Here is a 21,445-nt window from a genome sequence, read left to right on the forward strand (position 1 = left end):
CCGGAAATATCGGTCGAAGCCCGTTTGATCCGCTCACGGGCGAGCTCGGCTTCGCGTATCAGTCGAAATCCTTCGCTGCGCTGACGCCAGTATTCCGGGCTGCCACCATCGATGTATTTAATCTTGCGCTCAGTCATGGACATGTCTCCTTCGTTTCTGACGCAAGGAGGCCGCACCGTAGGCGCGAGGGGTCCAGGATCGCATCGCGACCGCCGGAGGCGGCGAACGGAGGAACTGATTTGGGAGAGCCGTCGCAGACGGCGGCAGCAAATTGGAGGTGCCGCAATGTCCTCGACGCCGGAGCGGCGGGTACAGAATTGAGAGGCAGAGAGAAGAAAAGACCCGCGCCAGTGGCGCGACCGTGTGCGGGAGGAACCGGCCTGCGAAAGGAGGGTGTCACCGCAGGCGGAGACAGGCTACGGGCTCCGTGAGGCCAAGCGAGTAGCACCCGGCCGGCGAATGCCGGTTCGCCCCGACACTGCCGGATCGGTACCTGGCATCCATCACCGAAATGAATCGGAAGCGGTTCTTCGATTCATAAGTGTCGTTGGACCGCAGCGTGAACATCACCGATCATGCGGCATGGGCATTCACCACTACCAAATCCATTGTCAAAGGATCGACGCCAGCAGGAACCTGGCCCGATATTACACGCTTGCGATCCGGCCAACCCTGTTTGGAGAAACAGCCGTGGTGCGAAACTGGGGACGGATCGGGAAGGCGGGCGGGGAGATGACCGAGGTTTTCGGCACGGAGAAGGATGCGATATCGCGCTTTCTCGAACTTGTGCTGCAGAAACGAAAAAGAGGCTATCAACCGGCAAGAAGCTGTGGAAACTCCGGCAGAAGCGCCATTGGGCCAACATCGCCGCATGACAATGTCCGGATCGGCTGAAAAGGTTTTCCGTCTTTAACGAGGAAATCATAATGACCACGACCAATGAAATCGCCGACAAGATCGCAACCGAACAGAACCTGACCAAGGCTCAGGCGAAAACGATCGTCGAAACCGTCTTCGCATCGATCACGGCGGCAGCCGCGTCCGGCGCGGAAACGTCGATCCCCGGATTCGGCAAGTTCAAGATCAAGGATACACCGGAGCGTGAGGCTCGCAATCCGGCCACTGGCGCCACCATCAAGGTTGCCGCTGCGAAGAAGCTGACGTTCCAGCCCGCGAAGGCTCTGAAAGATACCCTGAACAAGTAAGCCGCACCAACGCAAGCGGCATGATCAAGGGGAGCCGCCGAAGCGGCTCCCGGCGCGGCCTGCCCAGCTCGAAGCTGATCCCGATCTCGATGAACGGGATTTTGATCGCGAGCTTCAGGGCGAGCTTACCGCCCTGGAAGAAATGACAGATCACCTTGGCGAAGATTCGGAGCCGACGACCGGTGGCGGTGAGGAGTTGTGGGAGACGTTTCATGCGGTTTCTCCTTGTCGATTTGCTGTTATCGCAGGGAGAAGATGCAGACCGGAAAGGCAGGCTGCACCGGCTGGCCGGAATGGCAGTGGGGGACCTTTTCGATACCGGGATTTTGGACCGCGAGGAGCCGCCCGCGGCGGCGAAAGGTTGCAGCGTGGCTGCACGGGATGCACGATCCCGGATGGTCGATGACTGTCCTCGATAAGGAGACGGCGAAAGCGTTGCGATTCATGGCAATCGGACGATGGTGCCTGCATGAAGGCTGGATGCCGCCCTCAGAAGGGCGGCACGGCGCCGATGGAACCGTCCTGCTCAGCCATGATGACCGCCAGTTCGGCCAGAGCCAGCTCCGGCTCCGCGGCAATCTGGCGGAGCTCATCTGGATGGCAATGGTTCATCTCGGCGCGTTATCCAGACGGTCAAGGATCAAGGCCGCTTCTGGGCTCGAAGCGGACAACTACTTTGCGTCAACCTTCAGGATTGGATGACACTCTGGCTGGTCGCCATGGACGCCAAATGCGTCGGGCTCGTTCCCGTCTGTCTTCTGAACATGGCAATAAACGCCGACGCGCTGCTGTAGCCCAGTTCGTTCGCGATCGATTGAACCGATTTACCATCTTCGATAAGCGAAAGTGAAGCGACCAGCTTCAACCTCTGCCGCCATTCGTTGAACGATATCCCAAGCTGTCCCTGAAACCGCCTCGACAAGGTTTTTTCCGTAGTGCCGAGCGACCGCGCCCATTCTGCGAGAGACTTCCGATCGCTGGCATTTGCCCGAAGTGCATCGATGACGGGACGGAGCAGTTCATCGTCCGATATGGGTAGAAAGCTCTCCCGCCTTGGAGCCTTAAGCAACTGGTCGACCAGAACGAAGGCAAGTCGCCGATCGGCATCAGTCTCGGGTACCGTGATCCCACGATCGGCGAAGTCGGCGAGGATAGCCTTGATTAAAGGGCTGAGCGCAAGCGTGCAGGGTCTTTCCGGCATATTGATGCAAAGAACGCGGTCGATATAGATCGACACGAATTTAACGTTCTCGCGATTATGGCATGCGTGCAAGGCATCGGCAGGAATCCACGTGGCATAGTGCGGCGGACAGAGAAACCGTCTACCCTCCACTTTCGCTTCAACCACGCCCTTCACTGCGTAACCCACCTTGCACCAAGGCTGTCGTCTTTCTTTAAGGACAGATCCGGCCCCGTAGTTTTCCGTCCTGAATGAGAGCGGTGCCGGTGTCTCTCCGGGCTGGATTTCAGTTTTCATGAACCGTCCTATCGCGACTGTTGGATGTCCTTTTATTGCTATATATTGATAATCGGACATTTGGTAGCAAAAGCCTTTCTCAACAAGGAGGCTTCTTGTGCCTATCAAATATCTCCTATTCGCTCTGCTCGCGGTGTTAATCTGGGTTGGAAACACGATCGTCAGCAAACTCGCAGCAGGCGCGATTGCGCCAGGCGCCATCGCCTTCGAGCGCTGGTTTATTGCCCTGCTCATCTTGACGCCTATCGTCGGGCGAGATTTTTGGCGTCACCGCAGAACCGTTGCGGCCTACCTTCCGAAACTGATCGTTCTGGGCCTGCTCGGCATGGCCGCATGTCAGGGGCTCGGCTATTATGCGGCTGCGTTCACCTCGGCAACTAACATAGCGATCATGCTGTCGCTTGTTCCACTGCTGACCCTGATCCTAAGCATCGTCTTCCTGGGTGACAAACCATCCAGCCTTGCGATGCTTGGCGGCCTTGTTTCCCTTTTCGGAATCTTCGTTGTGCTGGGTCAGGGCGATCCATCGCGCCTCCTATCGCAAGGCGCGGGCCGTGGAGATGCGATCATGCTGATCGCAGTGCTGGCTTATGCCTGTTATGGAATTCTTCTCAAGCGCTGGGCTATTCCGCTGGCCATGTGGACGTCCATCTACGTCCAGATCTGCGCTGCGCTGGTGTTCCTTATTCCAACCTACCTAATGTCAGCACCGTCGACTTTTAACGTGTCAAACACGGCCATGGTCCTTTATGCGGCGATTCCTGGCTCCATCCTTGCCCCATTCGTATGGATGTCAGCGGTTAAGCATTTGGGGGCAGCCCGGACGGCAATCTTCATGAACCTCATCCCTATCTTGACCGCCATCGTCGCCGCTGTCTTTCTCGGAGAGACCTTGCATGTCTACCATCTCGTTGGCGGTGGTATGACCATCGTGGGGATCATCCTCGTCCAACGGAAAGCGACGAGGACGCAGTTGAGCGTGAAGGCATTGGCTGAATAGAAGCCAACCAAGTTCTTTCAATGGAGACATGCGGTATCTTTTCGGCACCCAACGTTCGCTTTATCGAAATTGCCAACGACAAGCGCACGTCTCCTTTGGTGCAAAGCGGAAGCCGCCCCATAAGGACGCCTCTGCAGAAACCATCGCATCGTTTGCAGCCTCCTCCTCGGCAACCGACGCTCGGCATCAGCAAGCTAAGGATCCATTCGCGTTCGTCGTTATAGACGGCATTACGCAGCTCGGCGCGTTATCCTGACAGTCAAGCGCAATGACGGCTTCCAGCCAAAGGGGGACGTCCCAAGCCCGATCTATTGCTCGGGACAAGAAACTCCCTAGATGTGTCGTACGTATCGCAACACCGTGGAGCTTCAATGCCAACAAGCAAGATTGAGGACGTCGTTCAATTACTTCAGGCGCAGGCGGATGGATACAAGACACTCATTCCTCTCCCGGACGACGACGCCATACGGTATGTGGAAGCCAAAAGGGGCCTCGTTCTGCCTCCCGACTACAAATACCTTGTCCAGAACGCCGGAAACATCGCGCTTAGCAAGGAATTACTCTATCTACGTGATGACGAGATCGGACGCGGCAATCTTCTGGTCGCCATCCATTCTGCTCGCCAAGCTGGTGTCGCGGCTGATTGGTTGCCTATCTGTCATGACAACGGCGACTACTACTGTCTGTTGCCGGACGGCTCCGTGCAGCTCTGGTCGCATGATGGGATGTTCGAAGGCCGCTGGCTTGATCTGGCAGATTGGGTCGTGGATAGCTTCATTGGCGGCAACTGACCGCCTCTGGCGCTAAGCCGCCCTCAATGCGGCGGCTCCACGGCCATCAGCGCTTCAAACGCTGCCTCCTCCTCGGCAAGGCTCGCCTCGGCGCTTGCCAGCTCGGCCGAAATCTCGTGGCACTCGTCTTGGTGCACGGCATTTCGCAATTCGGCCCGCTATCCTGACAGTCAAGGATCAAGGCCGCTTCTGGCCCAATCGCCGATGCGGCTCACGCCCGGCAGGCGATCAACATCCTGGGACCGCCGTTTCCAGCACCATGCGTGGGCTGAAACCGGCGGAACGCGAGGCTCGCTTTCCCCTCTGGCATTGAGATTGGGGCGAGAAGGACCCACGTATAACGGAACGGGAAGCCCTCCTCTCAGATGTGATGCATTTCGCCGCACCTGAACTCTAAGAGAGCCTGCCAGCTCTCTTAGTCGCTTGATCACGAGTCGGACGGTTTTAAAAGGTTCGCAGCGAAGCTTCTTGCCCGTTCGGCAAAGTCGAATTCCAGCTCCGATTGTGGATCGAGGCGCACTATGTAGGCCTCGACATCCGTGGTGATGCGTTTCCTCAGGCCCGGATCGGCTACGCTCGCGTTGTCCACCAGCGCCCGGATCACCGTTTCGAGCGCAAGCCGACGCGCACCCTCGGTCGTGCCGTACTTGTCCGGCAGTTGATTGATCGGCACGTGATGTTTCCTCGTCGTTTATCGCAATTCGGTGCGCTCAGTATTCCCCGCGCTTCCGTCTGATCTCACGGAGCATCCTGAGGTTTTCACGGGCCTGCTGCGCACTGATCAGGGCTCTTTCCTGGTTCATCAGTTGTTCGCGATCGCGATGGTACTGTTGCTGGTTCATACACCCGCTATAGTGCCGCGACCCGTAGCATGCTTGCCTGTCTTCGTAATGTTGATCCTGAGCGGATGTGCATCCAGCCAGCATCAGGGCTATGAGGCCGCCTCCGCAGATTGTTGTCACGGCTTTAAACATCGGCGTCTGGGATTTCGTCATCGTTCATTCTCCTGTTAATCGGTCACTTCCCCGCTGTGATTTTCAGTCCCGTCCAGTAGGCGGCGAATGAAAATATGTCGGCGTTCTGCGTGACGGCCTTGTCGATCGGCAGGCCGCTGCCGTGGCCAGCACGGGTTTCGATGCGCACCAGCCGCGGTTTGCGGCCGACGTCGGCGGCCTGCAGGGCCGCGATGTATTTGAAGGTGTGAGCGGGAACAACGCGGTCGTCCGCGTCCGCCGTGGTGGCAAGGATCGCGGGATACTCCTTGCCATGTCTAATCGTGTGATAAGGCGAGTAGGTCAGGAGGTTGCGCAAGGACTTCTCGTCGGCAGGTTTCCCGTATTCGCCTGTCCAGAGCGCACCACCGGTGAATTTTTCGTAGCGCAGCATGTCCATGACCCCGACACCTGGCAGCGCGACGTCGAAAAGGTCGGGGCGCTGGTTCGTAACAGCGCCGACAAGCATGCCGCCGGCGGATTCGCCCTGGATGGCAAGCCCCTTTGGCGTTGTGATGCCCTCGTGCTTCAAGAATTCGGCGGCGGCGATGAAGTCGTCGAACGAGTTCTGCTTTTTGTCGAGCTGGGCAGCGCGATGCCAGGTCCGGCCATATTCTCCGCCCCCGCGAATGTTGGCGACCGCCAGCACGCCGCCCTGTTCCACCCAGGCAATTTGCATGGGATTGTAGATGGGAATCTGGCTGATGCCGAACCCGCCATAACCGTAGAGCAGTGTCGGAGCCGGCGCGGTGACATCCTTGCGCCGGATGATGAACATCGGCACTTCGGTGTTGTCCTTCGAACGATAGAAGCGTTGCTCAACAAGGATCTTGTCCAGGTCGACCGGTGCATTCGGCTCCGCCCAGGGGGTCACCACCCCAGAGGCGGTATCGTAGTGATAGATAGCTATCGGTGCGTTGTAGCTGGTAAAGACGAAGAAGGCCTCCCGGGCATCACCTTCCAGAAATCGGGCGCTTCCGACCCCCGGCAGCTTCACAGTGCCGTCTGGCTTTCCATCGAGCGTGAAGCGTCGCAGCTCCGCCTTGACGTCGATCTGGTAGTTCACGAGCAGTTTGCCACCTGCAAGAACAGCGCTGTCCAGGACTGCGCCATCGGCAGCCTCGGCTATGATCTCCTTTGGCTTCGGATTCTTGTCGGTGAGATCGAGCGAGACGATGCGCGCGCGCCCGGCCTCTTGTGTAGTGGCGAGGAACAGGGTTTGTTCATCATTGCCGATGACGTACCACGCGGAATCCATGTCGGCGACGACCGTGCGCGGCTCCCAGTCCTCAGACGCGAGATCGATGACGGTCAGGGAGCTTTCGTTCGTACCGGGCGTCGAAGAGATGGTGAGGTAGCGTCCGCCCGAAATCCTGTCGGCGCCGTTTAACAGGTCAGGGCGTTCAGGGGTGGCGTAGATGAGACGATCTTCTGCTTGCTCCGTCCCCAGCCTGTGGAAATAGACGGCGTGGTTGGCAACGACCGCAGCGGGCGTTCCATCCACCGGCTTCGGAACCCGTGAATAAAAGAAGCCTGATCCATCGGGCGCCCAGGCAATGCGCGTGAAGCGCGCCCACTCAACGACGTCGTCCAGTACCTGGCCGTTGTCGACGTTAAGCACCCTGATGGTCCGCCAGTCGCTGCCATCCGTCTGCGTGCCAAAGGCCAGCAGGCGCCCGTCATCGGACGCGTTCCATATTCCCACCGCGTCGGCGCCGTCCTCCGACCAGCTATTGGGATCGATGAGCACGCGACTGTCACCAAAGACGCCTTCCCGGACATATACGGACGGCTGGTTCTCATTCCCCTTGATGACATTAAAGAAATAGCGGTCTCCACGCTTTCGCGGGACGGTGTAGCGATCATAATCGAGCAGTTCCGTCATCCGCTTGTGGAAGTGGTCGCGTCCGGGAAGCGCGTCGAGATAGGATCGCGTAACGGCGTTCTGCGCCTCAATCCATGACCGAACTGCGCCGTCTTCAGGGTTGCTGTTTTCCAACCAGCGATACAGATCCACGATCGTCTGACCAAAATACTGCTCGGTCACGTCGATGCGCTTTGTCTCCGGATAGATCATTTTCGGCACGTTTCCCTCCAGCTGATCAGCAGAATTGCCGTCTAGACACGTGAGCAAGAGGGCGACGAAAGCGACGGGTGTTCGCATTGGTGACTCCGGTTAAAAAGTGACGGTTATCCTCGGGCGAAAAACGGATAATGGCACTAAGTGTCATTATTATGGCTTGCTAAATGAAAGCAGTTAGACAGTTAGCGATATGGATGCGGCACTGAATGTCGTTTACATTCGCCACGAACGAGTCCCTTAGGAGCATGGATGAGCAGGACGATCCCGGAAGACGCGCATATCGAAGTGGCGAGATGTGCCGCCCACTTGTTCCTGCAAAAAGGCGTCGCGGACACGACTGGCGACGAGATCGCCAATGCGGCAGGCATCTCAAAGCGGACGCTTTGGCGCTACTTCCGCACCAAGGAAAGCTGCGTTGAGCCACTCTTTGCGCTCGCGTCGCAACGCCTCGCGGCCCGATTTCGCAGCTGGCCGAGCGACATCTCGGTGGAACGGTTCCTTGAGATCACCTACGATATGAGCAAGATCGACAGCCAGGAACTGATAGATACCGGTCTTCTCATCCATCTCATCGCTCGCCTAGACGAGGAACCAGCGCTTCTCGGCCCCTGGCACATGTCGACGCGGAACACCGAAGACACGATGGCTGAGGTGATTGCCAGCCGGCTCAATCTCTCGCCGCATGATTTCGACGTAATGCTATGTGCCGCAACGGTCGCCGCGGCGATGCGGGTCGTTGACGAGACCGTCAGCCGTGGCGCGGTGAGATACGGACAGACGCCGACCGTCGCGGAGACGAACGACCGACTAGCCCAGGCGATACGACGTGCAAGCACCCTGCCGTTCTGTGATCCCGTTACGCTTAGGCCGAAGTAAACGGGTCAGCCTGCAATCGAGAGGCGGCTTAGACCGGTAAAACGGCGATGACCGCCCTACTGGGGCCGCTCGGCCTTCAGCTGCGCGTTGTATGCGGCCTCTTCCTCCGCAAGCTGCGCTTCCGCCGCTGCAAGCTCGTTGAGGATCCACTGGCGCTCGTCCTGGTAGACGGCGTTACGCAGCTCCGCGCGTTATCCTGACAGTCAACGAAAAATTGGCGGCATCAGCCGCAGCAGGCGCTCTTTGTCGTCGAGGGACCGCAGCATGATGAAGTCTCCTGCTCGGCCAGCCAGCGATCGCGCGGCTTGCAACTGGCGGGTCGCGGCGAGAGCTCGACATGGACAGCGCCGGCACCAAGCGTTGGCATGGCGGCGCAATAGAGCTGCATAGGCCGAATGCCGTCGCTGACCTCGAAGGTCAGTTTAGCCGTATCATCAAGCTTCACATGCTCCGTGACCTTGCGGATGATCGCGTGGAATTTGCCCGCTGGCATGTGGGTGCGATCACCCTCTTCGATATCCCATAGCTGGATGAAGATCTCCGCCCAAGCTTCGGGATTGGCACCGCAGTCGAGAGCAGAAAACTGCCCGGCCTTGACCTCGGTAACATGGTAGCCGGGCTTCACTGGCTGACCGTCATAGTAAAAGATCAATGGAGAGTCTGTGGTGCCTGAGAGAATGCTCATGAGTTCGCCGAGGCTGATATCGTTCGTCTGCATTTTGCTGTTGTCGATGGCGTTCATTTGCGGTAACCCTCGTTTCAATGATTCAAGGATGATTGAAGTATGGACCAACGTCAAGCCCTCGGCGCCTTCGCCGCTCTCTCTCAGGAGACCCGTCTGCAGATCGTGCGCATCCTCGTGGTCGCTGGCCCTGATGGGATGGCCGCCGGTGCGTTGGCCGAGAAAGTCGAGGTCTCACCATCGAATATCTCCTTCCATCTGAAGGAGCTCGAGCATTCCGGGCTGATCGCCGCGCAGCGACAATCCCGCTCGATCATCTACACCGCCAATTATGAAGCTCTGGGCGGACTGGTGCGCTTCCTGATGGAAGACTGCTGCTCCGGACATCCTGAAATCTGCTCGCCGGCCGCCGAGGTTGCCGCCTGCTGCGCTCCGACAGCCAAGGAGAACCTGCAATGACTGCTGACCGCGTTTATAATGTGCTCTTTCTCTGCACGGGCAATTCCGCACGCTCGATCCTGGCGGAATCCATCCTCAACGCCGAGGGAAAAGGCCGGTTCCGTGCTTTCTCGGCTGGCAGTCACCCCAAGGGACAGGTCCATCCCTGGGCGCTGAAAACTTTGGAGGCGCTCGGCTATCCCGCGACAGGGTTCAGCTCGAAAAGCTGGGACGCCTTCGCCGAGGCCGGCGCTCCGCAGATGGACTTCATCTTCACTGTTTGCGACAACGCGGCCGGCGAAGCGTGCCCGGTCTGGCTCGGCCATCCGATGACCGCTCATTGGGGCGTCGAGGATCCTGCTGCCGTCGACGGTTCCGACGTAGACGTTGGCCGCGCCTTCGCCTTGGCCGCACGCTACCTCAAGAACCGCATCATGCTCTTCATCAATTTGCCGATCACCTCGATCAACAAGCTGGCGCTCGAAACCAAGCTTCGTGAGATCGGCGCGACGGAAGGCGCTACCTCGCTGGCGCTCCTCCCGATCACCGGCCATGAAGACGAGCTCCGCAGCGCGCTCGAAAACGCCGACCTTCCAACGGATGATCTTGATGACGCAGGGCGAACATTCTTCCGGATTGCCCGTGGCGTCGACACGGTGGGCTACGGTGGATATGAGCTGTATGGCGACAATGCGCTGCTGCGGTCTGTAGTGATCACGCCTGCCAACCGTCACAAGGGCCTTGGCCGCCGGGCTACCGACCTCCTCCTGCGACGGGCTTATTCGGAGGGCGCACGCACCGGCTACCTTCTAACCACGAACGCCGCTCCCTTCTTCGAAACCCTCGGCTTCAGGCCGATAGACCGTACGACGGCGCCGGCCGCGATCTTGCAGACCCGTCAGGCGGCCAGTCTCTGTCCGGCTTCGGCAGCACTGCTCGCCAAACCACTGCAGGGATAACAACGATGTCCGCTTTTGAACGCTATCTGACCGTGTGGGTGTTTTTGTGCATCCTCGCCGGCATTGCCCTCGGCCACCTGATGCCGGATGTCTTCCAGGTGATCGGCGCGGCTGAAATCGCCAAGCTCAACATTCCCGTGGCGGTGCTGATCTGGCTGATGATCATCCCGATGCTGATCAAGATCGACTTTGCGGCTCTGAGCCAGGTCGGCAGGCATTGGCGCGGTATTGGCGTTACCCTGTTCATCAACTGGGCGATCAAGCCCTTCTCGATGGCGCTGCTCGGTTGGCTGTTCATCGGCTATCTGTTTCGGCCGATGCTGCCGGAGGTGCAGATCGATTCCTATATCGCCGGACTGATCATCCTTGCCGCGGCACCTTGCACGGCGATGGTGTTCGTCTGGTCTAACCTGACCAAGGGCGAGCCTCTCTTCACGCTGTCCCAGGTCGCACTGAATGACGCCATCATGGTGGTCGCATTCGCGCCGATCGTCGGCCTGCTGCTGGGCCTATCCGCAATCACCGTGCCGTGGGCGACTTTGGTGTTCTCGGTCGTGCTCTACATCATTTTGCCGGTGATTGCCGCGCAGATCCTGCGCCGCAGCCTGCTCGCGTCGGGATCATCGGCATCCCTCGACCGTCTGTTGAAGACCTTGCAACCTCTGTCTTTGGTCGCACTCCTCGCCACGCTGGTGCTGCTGTTTGGCTTCCAGGGCGAGCAGATCATCGCCCAGCCGACCATCATCGCCTTGCTGGCGGTGCCAATCCTGATCCAGGTCTACTTCAACTCCGGTCTCGCCTATCTGCTCAACCGGATATCGGGTGAGCAACATTGCGTCGCCGGCCCGTCGGCCTTGATCGGCGCTTCCAACTTCTTCGAACTGGCGGTCGCCGCAGCAATCAGCCTGTTCGGCTTCAACTCCGGCGCCGCACTCGCGACCGTCGTCGGCGTCCTAATCGAGGTTCCGGTGATGCTGTCAGTCGTCTGGATCGTCAACCGCAGCAAGGGTTGGTACGAACGCGGCGCCGCCGTGCAGGCAGCCTCCCATTCCAAACCCGCAGCCATTGAAAGGGTCTGACCATGGACGCCACCATCTATCACAATCCGGATTGCGGCACGTCGCGCAACACGCTGGCGATGATCCAGAACGCCGGTATCGAACCCACGGTGATTGAGTACCTGAAGAACCCGCCCTCACGCGACCAGCTTGTGAAGCTGATTACAGACGCCGGCCTGACAGTCCGCGAGGCGATCCGCGAGAAGGGCACGCCCTATGCCGAACTGGGCCTGGACGACATGTCCTTGTCCGACGATCAGCTGCTCGACGCCATGCTGAAGGACCCGATCCTGATCAACCGGCCGTTCGTCGTTACGCCGCTTGGCACAAGGCTCGCGCGTCCGTCGGAGGTTGTCCTGGAAATCCTTCCCGAGACACACAAAGGCGCCTTCACCAAGGAGGATGGTGAACAGGTACTCGACAGCGAGGGCAAGCGCATTGCCTGATCTGCCCGCAGCATCGCTGGAGCATCTGCGCCAGCCCGACATGAACGCGCTGCATCCAGCGTTCTCGACCCACAAGCCGCGTATCCTGATCCTCTACGGCTCCCTGCGGACCATCTCCTATAGCCGGTTCCTGGCGTTCGAGGCTGGTCGGCTGCTCGAGCACTTCGGCTGCGAGGTTCGGATCTTCAATCCGGACGATCTGCCTCTGCCTGACGCCGAGCCGGTGAGCCATCCGAAGGTGCAGGAATTGCGCGAGCTATCGGCCTGGTCGGAAGGCCGGGCGTGGGTGAGCCCGGAACGTCATGGGGCGATGACCGGGATCATGAAGGCGCAGATCGATTGGATTCCCCTGTCGGTCGGATCGGTCCGGCCGACGCAGGGCAAGACTTTGGCGGTCATGCAGGTGTCTGGCGGATCGCAATCGTTCAATGCCATCAATCAGCTTCGCGTTCTCGGCCGCTGGATGCGGATGATCACCATTCCGAACCAGTCGTCGGTGGCCAAAGCCTTCCAGGAGTTCGATGCGGACGGGCGGATGAAGCCATCTTCCTATTACGATCGCGTCGTCGATGTCTGCGAGGAACTGGTGAAGTTCACCCTTCTGACAAGGGATGCGTCTTCCTATCTCACCGATCGCTACAGTGAGCGGAAGGAGGAGGCCGAAAAACTCGAACAGCGCGTGAGCCTCAAATCCATATGACCGAACGTCCTCCAATTGCCGCCATTCTTGCCCTGGGCCTCACGCAGATCGTCGGCTACGGGACCCTGTATTATAGCTTCAGCATTCTCGCGCCAGACATGGCGCGGGATCTGAACTGGTCGTCGGAATGGATCTTCGGCGCGCTTTCGGCGGCACTTCTCCTGGGCGGACTGAGCGCACCATGGCTCGGAAGGGCAATCGACCACTTTGGCGCGGGCCGCGTCATGACAGCCGGCTCGGCGATCGCCGCCGCAGCGCTTGTTGCTTGCGCCTTTGCTCCCGGCAAGATTGCGTTCGTCATAGCGTTGATCGTGATCGAGATAGCCGCGAACCTGGTGCAGTATGGCGCAGCCTTCGCGCTGCTGGTGCAAATCCGGCCGCAGACCGCTCAACGCAGCATCACCTATCTGACGCTGATTGCGGGGTTCGCTTCGACAATCTTCTGGCCGATTACCACGGCGCTGCATGCCCACCTCTCGTGGCAGAACATCTATCTTGTGTTCGCCGGGCTCAATCTCCTGATCTGTCTGCCTCTTCATGCCTGGCTATCCCACGGTCTTGCCAAGGGACGTCGCCGGGAACAGAGCGGATCAGTGCACGTTGTCGAAGGGGTTCTCGGCCCGAACGGCAGGCGCGTTGGCTTCATACTGATGGTCGCTGGCTTCTCGTTGCAGTCGCTCGTCAGCGCAGCAGTTTTGGTCCATATGGTGCCGCTGTTGTCGGGCCTCGGTCTGGGCGCCACGGCCGCCATCGTCGGCACGCTGTTCGGTCCGTCGCAGGTGTTAAGCCGCTTCACCAATATGGTGCTCGGCGGCAATCTGCCGCCACTGGTTCTGGCGACGATCGCCGCCGCGCTGATCCCCGGCGGCGTGTTGATCTTGATCGTCACGGCGCCTTCTGTGATTGGAGCGATGGCTTTTGCCATCGTGTTCGGTCTGGGCAACGGCCTGTTCAGCATTGTCACCGGCACTTTGCCCTTGATGCTGTTTGGCAGCGAGGGATACGGCAAGCTTCAGGGCAAGGTCATGGCCGCGAGGCTGATCGTCTCTGCGACCGCACCGTTCGCCCTAGCGTTTGCCATGGCCAATATCGGTGCGACCTGGTCGCTCGCGATCACGACGGGGCTCGGCGCGCTCGCGGTTCTGGCGTTCCTTGGAATCGGTCGGCTGACGCATCACCAGCGAGCTGACAGCTTGGTTGAGGCGTAGCCTGAGAAGTTTGAAATTGGGAGGGTTGGCCCTCCCGGATCATCGCGACCTCATTCGAGGTCAGCGAGATAGAGTGCGATGTCGCTCGCGAACTGATCGTTCTCGGCCTGGGCCTTGGCGACGAGGGCGGCAAGCTCGGCCTCAGCCATAGCGCGTTCGGTCTTCGTGAAATAGCAGCTCCGAAGCTCGGCGGGCAGTTCTTCGATGTGTTGTTCCAGCAGCATCGTCATCTTCTTGACGTTTGAGAAAGATGACGCTGCGGGGCGTGAGGAAATGACGGGGTCAAGGATCGCGCCCGCGACCGCCAGAGGCGGCAAGTGGTGCCGGTTTGTTGGAGCGAAGGGAACCGGAGCGGAAGCAAAATCGGGGGGGGCCACGCGAAGTCCTTGAGGCCGGCATTTGCTCACGGCACGATTGGTCACTCTGAGCAGACCCCACCTCTCCGTATCGTGACCGGAAGAAGGAAGCGGGCTCGATGCCCGGCTCCTTCTTGATTTCAGCAAGGAAAATCCCCGCCGTTTCCGGCGGGGCTCCGTCCTGGATCAGGCGTCGCGCTTCGGGCGGTTCCAGACCAGCGTATAGTCGCCTTCCTTCTCGGTCGGCCAAAGTGCCGCGTTGATCGGGGCCGGAAAGCTCGGGTCGTCGAGCTTGACCGAGATGTAGGGCTCTCCGTCGCCGGAAAGCTGGCTCCAGGCGGCGCCGACTTCGGCCGCTCCGGACATGATACGGAAGTCGGGGGCGTCGCGGGAGGTGCGTTCGATCGGGTTCAGGAGGGCCTTCATGGAGACCGTCAGAGTGCGTACGTGGCCGAGGATGGTGTTGCCGTTGGTGGTGAATTCGCCGATGACTGCCATTGTCGTGATCCTTTCGGGTTGATCGGGCCGCGACCATCGCGTCCTCGATGACTGTCGAATTGATCGGGGACGATCGGACCGCACCCTCCGGGGTCCCCGTTGCGTGAGCGCAACGGGGTGGGCAAGGGCCGGAACACAGTGGAGGGCGGACGGTCACAGGTTTTTTGCTTCGCGATGCAAAGCGCGCTGGCGCGCGGCGGAAAAAGGCTGGGAACGGCCGTTGCGGGAAAACGGTCGAGGCGCAGCCGGTTCTCGATCAGACATGTCAAATCGAGGTCGCGTTGGCCGCGCCGGATCTCTAAACCTCGATGGACCGCGTAGTGGCGCTGATCGTTATCGGCAGATTTCACCACTGGTAACGACAAAGCTTCGACCTGCCCACTCTTGCGGTCGACCGATGGCCTGCCGCCTTCCGGGCAGATGCAGCATCGCGTCGTCGCTGTCTCGCACCGTTCGTCGGCAAACTGCAGGCTGATCTGCCAACTAAGCCGATCCCGGCGATACCGAAGTGCAGGACATTGCGTTGCTACCAGCCACCCTGCTTCCTGCCTCGTTCAATGTGGAACCGCTCCAACCGGACCCGAGAGCCATAAATGCTGTTTGGAATTACACACGCGCGATGCCAGATCAATGATCGCTGCTCCATCGGTAGGCGGAGCTTCCCGGCCGTCCGGTCGCGAACCCACCCAAGAGATCAGATCGACCATCACAAAAGAGGTGCTTTACCTGAACCGGCGGGAAGCGCCGCCGCTTGATAAGCGGCGGCAGGCGTTTCCGCCTGCCGCCAAGCGGTCAAATGACGCGTAACGGTGATCGGAGCAACCGGTAGGGAGAATTCGGGCTCATCGCTCAGCCTTCCTGTGTTCAGCTGCTACCGGCTGCAGGCTGTGCAGATAATTGACGGCACGCTGCGCATGGGCGGCAGCCTGAAAGATCACCCGCTTGTCGTTGGCGAGCAGTGACAGCCAGGAGGCCAGGTAACCTTCATGATCAGGACGTGGCTCCAGTTCGGGGACAATCCCGAGGTCCGCCGCTCATCGGGGCATGTGAGGCGGACCATTTTCGAGAGTGGCGCCTTTGCACAGCGGCACGACGCGGGCGGATGGGCGGGTTGATTGGCGGGACTGGGTTGCGGGCTTTGCCATGGTGTTTCCTTGTCTCTTCGCCGAAGCGTCGGCCCCTTGGCCGTTCCGTCCTTCGGTGCGGTCGAAAGGAACCGGCGCAATCCGGGCGGTTCAGGGTCCGGACAAGCCAGATCGAGCGAAGCAGGCGTGCGGTCATGCAGGGGTGACAAGCTCTTGCGAAGCCCGCATGCCTGCTTTGTCGAGAGGGGCATGACCGGCCGCCCCGCGGCGCGACAGCGGCCTTGAACCGAACGGCGCCGGTTCAGACCGCAATGAAACCGAAGGACGGAACGGCCAGGGGGCAAACCTCGGATGCCGAAGTGGAGAGGAGACTATGCAAGACCCGCGCCAGCCCCGCCGATCCGCCATTCCTGCCGCAGCTTTCCCAGCCATTGCAGGGGCAGGACATCACCGGTGGCTCGCCGCCACCGTGTAGTACATGCTTCCGGTTTCGAGCGCTCTCGGGAACAACGCGCGCGCATGCTGCTCCCACTGGCAGCCTCCCGATCATCATCGTGGAACCAGCAGTCAGCCCCGGGCCTGAAGACAGCCAAAAACATGTCGCTTAAACCCGCTCGGTTCTGCCTGAACCAGAGCTTAAGCCGGCACTTTGAAATATACTTCTGCCAGGCGAAATGCTCCATTATGACGTTTGCACTGTGCTATGACATCGACGGCCGTTTTGAGGAGAACCAGAATATCGGCGCGATCAAGACCCTTTCCGCCTTCAGATTCTTTCACCAACAACGCCAGTTGCTCGAAGGCAAGTGCTGCGGAATTGGCGTGAACGGTGGTTATTGAACCGGGATGGCCCGAATTGACGTTACGAATGAAGTAAAAGGCAGTTCCGTCTCGAAGCTCCTGGAGCAGGATTCGGTCGGGCCTCATCCGAACGCAGGACTCCAGCAGATCTTTCGGTCCCGCCCTTGATAGCCCCTGCTCTCCCTTCGAATAGAACAAACGCACGTGATTGGGCTGTGGGATGACAAGTTCCGGAGTGTCCTCAATCGAGATGATCCTCTCATTCTCTGGGATATGTTTGATCAACGCTTTCGAAAGCGTGGTTTTGGCCGAACCTGTTGCACCCGAAATGACAATGTTCTTACGCGCAATGACTGCTTGCCGCAGGAAATCCTTGAATCGGCCAGCACGATAGCTTTCGCTCAGTTCATCCTCCTGCCGGGACGAGGTGTCAGTAGCAGCACGCGTCGCCGTGAAGAATCCTTTTCTCTCAAGCTCATCGAGGCTGAAATCTACGGAAGACGGCTTTCGGATCGTTATGCTGACTGTCTCCTTCGCAGTAGCCGGAGGGATGACGATCTGGATCCGCTCGTCGCCAGGAAGCGTTGCTGACAAGACCGGACGGGTCTCATCGATCGACTGATGCGAAAAACTCGCGATGGCCCGGGCGAGGCGCATGAGCTTTTCGAAGGTCAGTTCCGGCGTATCATGGGTCCGCCAGCCGCCCGAACCTTCCGTCAGCACCTGCCCAGGCCGATTCACAATTACTTCAAAGAGAGACGGGTCCTGGAGATATGTCCAAAACGGCTTCAACAGCTCTCTGACAACAGCCGAATCCTGCCCCTCCGCCATTTCCTCTCCTACTTCGTTACGAGCGTCGAACGCGGCGAGAAATCCTCCAGCACGGTGCGATCGAAAATACGGTTTCTGGGTTCCGTCACCCGAAGACGGTAGATTCCGGAAAAGTCGAGATCGCGGGCAACAAAGATCGATACCAGTTCACCCTGATGCTTGTTTAGAGTCGGCGGGATGTTGATGGACTGCTCGACCGCGATTGCGGCTGCCTGCTGGCCAGCGCTTGTGGTATTCTGCGCCTCAACATCGCCATCCTGCAGCTGACTGGTGGCATAGCTGGTTGCGTCCCCAACAACAGAAAGCAGAAGCGCGCTTCCAAAACGCTCCCACCAATGAGTGTCGACATGGCCATCGACACCAGCACGACCAAGCGCGTCGGTCGCCGGAGAGGCGAGCGTCACGATAACGCCCATTGGAGTTTTCGCCCGATTCCAGAGGACGAAGAGCCGTTTTTGTCCGCGCTGAAGACCGCCGCGATATTCGCCGACAATCTGAGTGCCTTTTTCCATCAGCACGACCCGACCGTTATCCGAAAGAACGTCGCGATTGATCACGCAACTGGCAAAACCTGGCTGGTCGGATGCCAGCGCCGTTTCCAGCACGCAGGGGATCGATGTTCCCATCGCAACGATGAAGTTGCGATTTCCAAGCGTGCCAGCGCGGGAGCCCTCAAGTCGGGTCGGCCGCAGCAGACCATCGAAGCGCTGTTGATCGCTGGCCTGTTGGTTCTGAGCCATCATATTGTTGTCGAGCGGTACGAAATTGCTGCTGTCTGAATTGTCCGGATTATCGGTCTCCCGACGCTCGTTCGCATTTTTCTTCCCACCGCTGAAGGCCATCACGGGCGCGCGGCGGGCGGAATCGAGGAGTTTGTCATTCTCTTCCACGACCGGTTCAACAACGGGGGGCGGCAACCTCACTTCCGGGACCGCCTGTGCTGGCTCGTTCTTTTCCTTAGCTGCTTCAAACGGATTTGTCTGGCGAATGACCACGCGCTCAGGCTGAACATTTTCATCCTTCGCTTTGTTCCCCGTTGTCGACCAAAAGGCAAATCCGACGAATGCGACGATCGCAACGGCTATCGCGCCACGTTTCAAAATCGGATTGTTGTCGATCCGGCGGCCGGTGACCGTTTCCGCACGCTCTCCGGGGATACGCGTCTCGTCTTCCTGAGCCATGACTGTTCCCTTCCCTATTGCCTGGTGACGTCGATCTTCACGACGCGTTCCACCGAAGGAGACGTCGTGTTGGTGTCAGGATCGATGCCGACGCGGTCGTAAGCTTCGTTGAAGACACAGAGTACATCCTCGCCCCGGCGCAGGATGAACTTGCGGCTGATTGCATGCGCCATCACCAGATTTCCATCGACGGATTTCGGAACAAGACTTTCCGAGCCGTCAGAGTTCTCCATGTAAATCGCTGGCATTTCCTGGTTGCCCACAAAGGCGAACGTCGTGATCCTGCCATTGTCGTAAACGCTATGCGGCTCCAGTGCCTGCGAGCCCTGAGCCGAATAGCGCCAGTTTCGAGGGCCATACGCTTCGTGGAGCGCCAGCACATTATCGGCGTCCTTCGCCTGGGTCGCGAGAGCCCTCGACGCTGCCTGCTGGCGGCGAAGCTCGGCTTCATCTCCTGGATATCTGAACTTCACGTAGAAGTAGGTGTTTTGACCAGCCTCCACAGAGCCGTCGCGCACCGTCAGTTCCATCTGGTAGCTACGGGTCGATCCATCCCTGCGCGTCGTCACCACGGATACATTCGTCACCGGCTGGTTCTCGCGCGGCTTCAGGAACAGGATGTTGCCGGCTGGCGCAACTTCCCAGGCAACGCTGTTGCCGAGCGCAACATGGGCGATTTCTTCGTCCGCTGCGAATTCGATCTGTACAGACGACCGTAATGTGCCGACGACCTTCGTGATGTTGTATGGCTGGTAGTTCACAAACCGGACACGACTGTCCTGGCTGGCACCTCTTGGAATCTCAAGCGCAAGCGCTGGCGACATTGAAACAATCAGGATGAGCGCAAGAATTGGCGAGGTGCGCATCATCTCACCTCCTCCGGATCTGCACGATACTCGCTGACGGCAAAACCGAGTGGGTTCACGAGCCGGTCCGTCGAGGACATGGGCGCGTTGACGTAGGAATAGGTCAGGGTCGCAACCCAGTGGGTTGTCCGCACTTCCTCGCCGCGCGTGATGGTGCGCATGTAGCGCACGGAGACGACATTCTGATTTATGATTGAAATCGAAGCGATCTCAATTCTCGCCGTAGCGGCGCGCCCGTAGATGTTCTGCGGCGATTCGGGGTTGCTGCCCCGGTACATTCCCGCGAACCGCGTCTGTTCTGGTTGGGTCGACAGGAGGGCGATGGTGCGGAAATTCTCCTGTGCTTCGCTCCAGACGTAGCCCTCGCGGGCCCGGACGTATTTTGCTGCGAAATATTTCGTCACCGCCTCATCGTAGGTGCCAGCCGTCGATTTCAGCGCCGACACGACATCGACGATGCCGGTCGAATTGTCGACGCGCACCACAAAGGGCTCAACCGTCTTGAGGGGAGTGAGGCCAGCGACCGCGAAGACGGCTACACCGGCGACAATGCCTGAGGCGATGGCGATCGACCAGGCAATCCTGTTCGAACGTTCGACCTGGATCAACCGGTCCTGCTCAAAACGACGTGCTTTGTCGAAGTAGCTCTTGAGATTATCTGTCGTCACCATGTCTCATCCCTCACAGCGGCGGTAGGAACCGTCGATGTCCAGATGCGTAAAAGCGGCGGTCTTGCTGGCCTCTTCGGCGAAGGGTGTGACGGACGTCGACGAACTCGCGCTGGATTGCAGCTGTTTCAGTTTGCTGTCGCCCTCCCAGTCCCACATCGAGCGGTTCAACGGGCGGCGCGAATAGCCGTCGCATTCCGGCAATGGGTAGGTCATCGAAGCGCAGCCGACAAGTGTGGCTGAGAAGACGAGCAACAGGGCAGGCTTAATCATTCAGCAGATCTTACTTATTGTTCTGGACTGGGTGTCATACGCCGGCATTTCTTGATCCGAAGGCGCGGCGGGCAAACCCAGCACCGCGACCAATCATCCGGCCGGTGTAGGAGGCTCCCCGGGCCAGCATGCCTTCATGTGCATCGCGTGCGGTCGTATAACCGTAGACCAGCGACGCACCGCCAGACGCCAGAGCTGACGCGATACCGGGCAACTGGTAAAAAACGTAAAGGGCAGCAACCCCGATGGCGCAAAGAGCGATCGGACGCATGAGAATGTCGCTGTAGCTGTCTATCGCGGTGAAAGTCGAGTCGATGCAGGAGATCAGCAGTGAGCCGACGGCAACAACGAGCACCTGCAGGATGACGAAGTTCACGAGCTGCCCGATCCAGGACTCGGTAAAACGCCGCGTCGACTGGAACATGGCGAGGGCGATGAAAATCGGCCCGATCGCCAGGACGATCGCCAGCGCCAGCCGCGCATAGAGGGAAACCACATAACCGATCCCCGCGACGAGGAAGCTGACGCCGATCACCATCATGCCACCAACACCTGTGACGATATCGATCGGCCAGGACGCGCGAGTCCAGATATCGGTCGCGGAAGACTGACCCCTGTCGAGCAGACTGTCGAAGGTGCTGGCGCTCGGCGCCGTACCCGAATTCAGCGCCTGCGCGATCTCGCGCGGCAACACGTCGAAGAAGATGTTGGTGACATAGGTTTGATAGTCGCCTGCGTTCCGGACCAGCATGACGATGATCGCGAGCTTTATCGCACGAAAGGCGAAGTCGAGAACGGGCTCCTGCACGGATCCGCGCAGGACCAGATAGCCATAGAGAACCACGTAGAGAGTAACAGCCGCCGTCAACGGGCCGGTGACCCACTCGGCGACGTTCGAGGTTCCGTCGGAGACAAACGTCTCCAGTGGCTGCTTGAACTGCCCGTCGATAAACTCAAACACCTGATACATG

Annotated in this window: 24 protein-coding genes and 3 pseudogenes; 13 read left to right on the top strand and 14 right to left on the bottom strand. The window is 59.3% G+C overall.

Annotation, left to right across the window (positions count from 1 at the left end; all coding sequences use genetic code 11):
- The first annotated feature begins 582 nt into the window (after positions 1-582).
- The 3 genes from QSK43_RS19915 to QSK43_RS19925 all read left to right on the top strand — a co-directional run bounded on the left by QSK43_RS19915 (position 583) and on the right by QSK43_RS19925 (position 1,907).
- Positions 583-894 (top strand): WGR domain-containing protein, encoded by a 312-nt coding sequence (locus QSK43_RS19915; protein WP_332304909.1) that lies wholly within the window; start codon positions 583-585, stop codon positions 892-894.
- Positions 895-926: 32 nt separating this feature from the next.
- A complete protein-coding gene (locus QSK43_RS19920; RefSeq protein ID WP_332304910.1) occupies positions 927-1,205 on the top strand; it encodes an HU family DNA-binding protein in 279 nt (92 codons plus the stop codon).
- 255 nt (positions 1,206-1,460) lie between these two features.
- A complete protein-coding gene (locus QSK43_RS19925) occupies positions 1,461-1,907 on the top strand; it encodes a hypothetical protein (protein WP_332304952.1) in 447 nt (148 codons plus the stop codon).
- Here QSK43_RS19925 and QSK43_RS19930 read toward each other — a convergent pair.
- Positions 1,894-2,682 (bottom strand): AraC family transcriptional regulator, encoded by a 789-nt coding sequence (locus tag QSK43_RS19930; RefSeq protein ID WP_332304911.1) that lies wholly within the window; start codon positions 2,680-2,682, stop codon positions 1,894-1,896. The two genes, QSK43_RS19925 and QSK43_RS19930, sit on opposite strands and share 14 nt — an antisense overlap.
- A gap of 97 nt (positions 2,683-2,779) precedes the next feature.
- Between QSK43_RS19930 and QSK43_RS19935 the strand changes: the two genes are divergently transcribed.
- A complete protein-coding gene (locus QSK43_RS19935) occupies positions 2,780-3,682 on the top strand; it encodes a DMT family transporter (protein ID WP_332304912.1) in 903 nt (300 codons plus the stop codon).
- 371 nt (positions 3,683-4,053) lie between these two features.
- Positions 4,054-4,473, top strand: coding sequence for an SMI1/KNR4 family protein (locus QSK43_RS19940; RefSeq protein ID WP_332304913.1), 420 nt, complete (start codon positions 4,054-4,056; stop codon positions 4,471-4,473).
- Positions 4,474-4,900: 427 nt separating this feature from the next.
- Here the strand turns inward: QSK43_RS19940 and QSK43_RS19945 are convergent, their stop codons facing one another.
- The 3 genes from QSK43_RS19945 to QSK43_RS19955 are packed head-to-tail and all read right to left on the bottom strand — an operon-like array spanning position 4,901 to position 7,629.
- Positions 4,901-5,146: a hypothetical protein gene (locus QSK43_RS19945; RefSeq protein ID WP_332304914.1), complete on the bottom strand. Its 246-nt coding sequence runs from the start codon at positions 5,144-5,146 to the stop codon at positions 4,901-4,903.
- A gap of 37 nt (positions 5,147-5,183) precedes the next feature.
- Positions 5,184-5,468 (bottom strand): hypothetical protein, encoded by a 285-nt coding sequence (locus QSK43_RS19950; RefSeq protein WP_332304915.1) that lies wholly within the window; start codon positions 5,466-5,468, stop codon positions 5,184-5,186.
- Between the two features lie 22 nt (positions 5,469-5,490).
- On the bottom strand, positions 5,491-7,629 hold the full coding sequence (locus QSK43_RS19955; protein WP_332304916.1) for a prolyl oligopeptidase family serine peptidase: 2,139 nt from the start codon (positions 7,627-7,629) through the stop codon (positions 5,491-5,493).
- A gap of 168 nt (positions 7,630-7,797) precedes the next feature.
- Between QSK43_RS19955 and QSK43_RS19960 the strand changes: the two genes are divergently transcribed.
- On the top strand, positions 7,798-8,424 hold the full coding sequence (locus QSK43_RS19960; RefSeq protein WP_332304917.1) for a TetR/AcrR family transcriptional regulator: 627 nt from the start codon (positions 7,798-7,800) through the stop codon (positions 8,422-8,424).
- 223 nt (positions 8,425-8,647) lie between these two features.
- On the opposite strand, the gene QSK43_RS19965 is transcribed toward QSK43_RS19960, so the two are convergent.
- Entirely contained in the window at positions 8,648-9,166 is a 519-nt protein-coding gene (locus QSK43_RS19965) for a DUF6428 family protein (RefSeq protein WP_332304918.1), read from the bottom strand.
- A gap of 42 nt (positions 9,167-9,208) precedes the next feature.
- On the opposite strand from QSK43_RS19965, the gene QSK43_RS19970 reads away from it, so the two are divergent.
- The 7 genes and pseudogenes from QSK43_RS19970 (at position 9,209) to arsK (ending at position 13,915) form a co-directional block, all read left to right on the top strand.
- On the top strand, positions 9,209-9,565 hold the full coding sequence (locus tag QSK43_RS19970) for an ArsR/SmtB family transcription factor (RefSeq protein ID WP_332304919.1): 357 nt from the start codon (positions 9,209-9,211) through the stop codon (positions 9,563-9,565).
- Positions 9,562-10,071 (top strand): annotated as a pseudogene (locus QSK43_RS19975) (arsenate reductase ArsC); the annotation flags it as partial. The gene QSK43_RS19970 and the pseudogene QSK43_RS19975, both read left to right, overlap by 4 nt.
- 42 nt (positions 10,072-10,113) lie before the next feature.
- Positions 10,114-10,503: pseudogene (gene arsN2, locus QSK43_RS19980) on the top strand (arsenic resistance N-acetyltransferase ArsN2); the annotation flags it as partial.
- A 5-nt stretch (positions 10,504-10,508) separates the two neighbouring features.
- Complete coding sequence (arsB, locus tag QSK43_RS19985) at positions 10,509-11,582, top strand: ACR3 family arsenite efflux transporter (RefSeq protein WP_332304920.1); 1,074 nt, start codon at positions 10,509-10,511, stop codon at positions 11,580-11,582.
- A complete protein-coding gene (gene arsC, locus QSK43_RS19990; RefSeq protein WP_332304949.1) occupies positions 11,579-12,007 on the top strand; it encodes an arsenate reductase (glutaredoxin) in 429 nt (142 codons plus the stop codon). Before arsB ends, arsC begins: the two co-directional genes overlap by 4 nt.
- Positions 11,964-12,707, top strand: coding sequence for an arsenical resistance protein ArsH (gene arsH, locus QSK43_RS19995; protein ID WP_332304921.1), 744 nt, complete (start codon positions 11,964-11,966; stop codon positions 12,705-12,707). The genes arsC and arsH overlap by 44 nt, the downstream gene beginning before the upstream one ends.
- A complete protein-coding gene (arsK, locus tag QSK43_RS20000) occupies positions 12,704-13,915 on the top strand; it encodes an arsenite efflux MFS transporter ArsK (RefSeq protein WP_332304922.1) in 1,212 nt (403 codons plus the stop codon). The genes arsH and arsK overlap by 4 nt, the downstream gene beginning before the upstream one ends.
- Before the next feature lie 50 nt (positions 13,916-13,965).
- Here the strand turns inward: arsK and QSK43_RS20005 are convergent, their stop codons facing one another.
- The 9 genes and pseudogenes from QSK43_RS20005 to QSK43_RS20045 all read right to left on the bottom strand — a co-directional run bounded on the left by QSK43_RS20005 (position 13,966) and on the right by QSK43_RS20045 (position 21,444).
- Positions 13,966-14,139, bottom strand: coding sequence for a hypothetical protein (locus tag QSK43_RS20005; protein ID WP_332304923.1), 174 nt, complete (start codon positions 14,137-14,139; stop codon positions 13,966-13,968).
- Between the two features lie 318 nt (positions 14,140-14,457).
- Positions 14,458-14,769, bottom strand: coding sequence for a DUF736 domain-containing protein (locus QSK43_RS20010; RefSeq protein ID WP_332304924.1), 312 nt, complete (start codon positions 14,767-14,769; stop codon positions 14,458-14,460).
- An 842-nt stretch (positions 14,770-15,611) separates the two neighbouring features.
- A pseudogene (locus QSK43_RS20015) lies at positions 15,612-15,800 on the bottom strand (zincin-like metallopeptidase domain-containing protein); the annotation flags it as partial.
- Between the two features lie 690 nt (positions 15,801-16,490).
- A complete protein-coding gene (gene virB11 / locus QSK43_RS20020; protein WP_332304925.1) occupies positions 16,491-17,486 on the bottom strand; it encodes a P-type DNA transfer ATPase VirB11 in 996 nt (331 codons plus the stop codon).
- An 8-nt stretch (positions 17,487-17,494) separates the two neighbouring features.
- A complete protein-coding gene (virB10, locus tag QSK43_RS20025) occupies positions 17,495-18,667 on the bottom strand; it encodes a type IV secretion system protein VirB10 (RefSeq protein ID WP_332304926.1) in 1,173 nt (390 codons plus the stop codon).
- 14 nt (positions 18,668-18,681) lie between these two features.
- Positions 18,682-19,536: a P-type conjugative transfer protein VirB9 gene (gene virB9, locus QSK43_RS20030; RefSeq protein ID WP_442967863.1), complete on the bottom strand. Its 855-nt coding sequence runs from the start codon at positions 19,534-19,536 to the stop codon at positions 18,682-18,684.
- Positions 19,533-20,204: a virB8 family protein gene (locus QSK43_RS20035; protein ID WP_332304928.1), complete on the bottom strand. Its 672-nt coding sequence runs from the start codon at positions 20,202-20,204 to the stop codon at positions 19,533-19,535. Before QSK43_RS20035 ends, virB9 begins: the two co-directional genes overlap by 4 nt.
- Before the next feature lie 3 nt (positions 20,205-20,207).
- A complete protein-coding gene (locus QSK43_RS20040) occupies positions 20,208-20,474 on the bottom strand; it encodes a hypothetical protein (RefSeq protein ID WP_332304929.1) in 267 nt (88 codons plus the stop codon).
- 34 nt (positions 20,475-20,508) lie between these two features.
- Positions 20,509-21,444 (bottom strand): type IV secretion system protein, encoded by a 936-nt coding sequence (locus tag QSK43_RS20045; RefSeq protein WP_332304930.1) that lies wholly within the window; start codon positions 21,442-21,444, stop codon positions 20,509-20,511.
- Position 21,445: the final 1 nt, after the last annotated feature.

This window comes from Rhizobium sp. GR12 (genome assembly GCF_036596185.1).
GTDB classification, from domain to species: domain Bacteria; phylum Pseudomonadota; class Alphaproteobacteria; order Rhizobiales; family Rhizobiaceae; genus Agrobacterium; species Agrobacterium nepotum.

What these genes read in the sequence shown, in the direction of transcription:
- QSK43_RS19915 (WP_332304909.1), top strand. Translation starts at nt 583, where the DNA reads ATGGGCATTCACCACTACCAAATCCATTGTCAAAGGATCGACGCCAGC.
- QSK43_RS19920 (WP_332304910.1), top strand. Translation starts at nt 927, where the DNA reads ATGACCACGACCAATGAAATCGCCGACAAGATCGCAACCGAACAGAAC.
- QSK43_RS19925 (WP_332304952.1), top strand. Translation starts at nt 1,461, where the DNA reads ATGCAGACCGGAAAGGCAGGCTGCACCGGCTGGCCGGAATGGCAGTGG.
- QSK43_RS19930 (WP_332304911.1), bottom strand. Translation starts at nt 2,682, where the DNA reads ATGAAAACTGAAATCCAGCCCGGAGAGACACCGGCACCGCTCTCATTC.
- QSK43_RS19940 (WP_332304913.1), top strand. Translation starts at nt 4,054, where the DNA reads ATGCCAACAAGCAAGATTGAGGACGTCGTTCAATTACTTCAGGCGCAG.
- QSK43_RS19950 (WP_332304915.1), bottom strand. Translation starts at nt 5,468, where the DNA reads ATGACGAAATCCCAGACGCCGATGTTTAAAGCCGTGACAACAATCTGC.
- QSK43_RS19955 (WP_332304916.1), bottom strand. Translation starts at nt 7,629, where the DNA reads ATGCGAACACCCGTCGCTTTCGTCGCCCTCTTGCTCACGTGTCTAGAC.
- QSK43_RS19960 (WP_332304917.1), top strand. Translation starts at nt 7,798, where the DNA reads ATGAGCAGGACGATCCCGGAAGACGCGCATATCGAAGTGGCGAGATGT.
- QSK43_RS19965 (WP_332304918.1), bottom strand. Translation starts at nt 9,166, where the DNA reads ATGAACGCCATCGACAACAGCAAAATGCAGACGAACGATATCAGCCTC.
- QSK43_RS19970 (WP_332304919.1), top strand. Translation starts at nt 9,209, where the DNA reads ATGGACCAACGTCAAGCCCTCGGCGCCTTCGCCGCTCTCTCTCAGGAG.
- arsB (WP_332304920.1), top strand. Translation starts at nt 10,509, where the DNA reads ATGTCCGCTTTTGAACGCTATCTGACCGTGTGGGTGTTTTTGTGCATC.
- arsH (WP_332304921.1), top strand. Translation starts at nt 11,964, where the DNA reads ATGGTGAACAGGTACTCGACAGCGAGGGCAAGCGCATTGCCTGATCTG.
- arsK (WP_332304922.1), top strand. Translation starts at nt 12,704, where the DNA reads ATGACCGAACGTCCTCCAATTGCCGCCATTCTTGCCCTGGGCCTCACG.
- QSK43_RS20005 (WP_332304923.1), bottom strand. Translation starts at nt 14,139, where the DNA reads ATGCTGCTGGAACAACACATCGAAGAACTGCCCGCCGAGCTTCGGAGC.
- QSK43_RS20010 (WP_332304924.1), bottom strand. Translation starts at nt 14,769, where the DNA reads ATGGCAGTCATCGGCGAATTCACCACCAACGGCAACACCATCCTCGGC.
- virB11 (WP_332304925.1), bottom strand. Translation starts at nt 17,486, where the DNA reads ATGGCGGAGGGGCAGGATTCGGCTGTTGTCAGAGAGCTGTTGAAGCCG.
- virB10 (WP_332304926.1), bottom strand. Translation starts at nt 18,667, where the DNA reads ATGGCTCAGGAAGACGAGACGCGTATCCCCGGAGAGCGTGCGGAAACG.
- virB9 (WP_442967863.1), bottom strand. Translation starts at nt 19,536, where the DNA reads ATGATGCGCACCTCGCCAATTCTTGCGCTCATCCTGATTGTTTCAATG.
- QSK43_RS20035 (WP_332304928.1), bottom strand. Translation starts at nt 20,204, where the DNA reads ATGGTGACGACAGATAATCTCAAGAGCTACTTCGACAAAGCACGTCGT.
- QSK43_RS20040 (WP_332304929.1), bottom strand. Translation starts at nt 20,474, where the DNA reads ATGATTAAGCCTGCCCTGTTGCTCGTCTTCTCAGCCACACTTGTCGGC.
- QSK43_RS20045 (WP_332304930.1), bottom strand. Translation starts at nt 21,444, where the DNA reads ATGTATCAGGTGTTTGAGTTTATCGACGGGCAGTTCAAGCAGCCACTG.